The organism is Bacillus cereus group sp. BfR-BA-01492, from assembly GCF_022662815.1.
GTDB lineage: Bacteria > Bacillota > Bacilli > Bacillales > Bacillaceae_G > Bacillus_A > Bacillus_A cereus_BD.
The window spans coordinates 1-407 of the sequence record NZ_JAKUEH010000060.1 but is presented as its reverse complement, the minus strand read 5'-3'; the positions used below and the strand labels follow the sequence as shown (position 1 = coordinate 407).

The window sequence follows — 407 nt, the reverse complement described above, 5'->3', positions numbered from 1 at the left end:
GAAGCATTAAAGCAAGCGTTACAACAATTTGACTATATGATTCAAGATTTAAACGATAATAAAAGAGTCATAAGCACTGTACATGATTTACTTCTATCAAGTTGGTCGCAATTTGGAGTGGGAAAAAAAGCAATCAGTGATTTAGAAACTTTCAAGAAAAATATTGGTACAAAGATGGAAGAACTTCAGAACGATAAGCATGAATTAAAGAGCGCAATTGATTTAATTAAGGCTGTAGATCAAACTTATGACTATATGGGATCTAAATATTAATATACAAAAAAAGCACTCATAGGGGCATAGCCATCAAGTTAAGGTTACGTATGTATAATTTTCAACAAAAACAGCCATCCTTTCATGGAATATCCATGAAAGGATGGCTGTTTTTATGTCTTTAATGAATCTTA

The 407-nt window shown here is 31.4% G+C and carries 1 protein-coding gene; it reads left to right on the top strand.

Annotated features, from left to right (window positions below):
* A partial coding sequence (locus MR063_RS21585) for a hypothetical protein (RefSeq protein ID WP_242201338.1) occupies positions 1 to 273 on the top strand: 273 nt, incomplete at its 5' end.
* Positions 274 to 407: the final 134 nt, after the last annotated feature.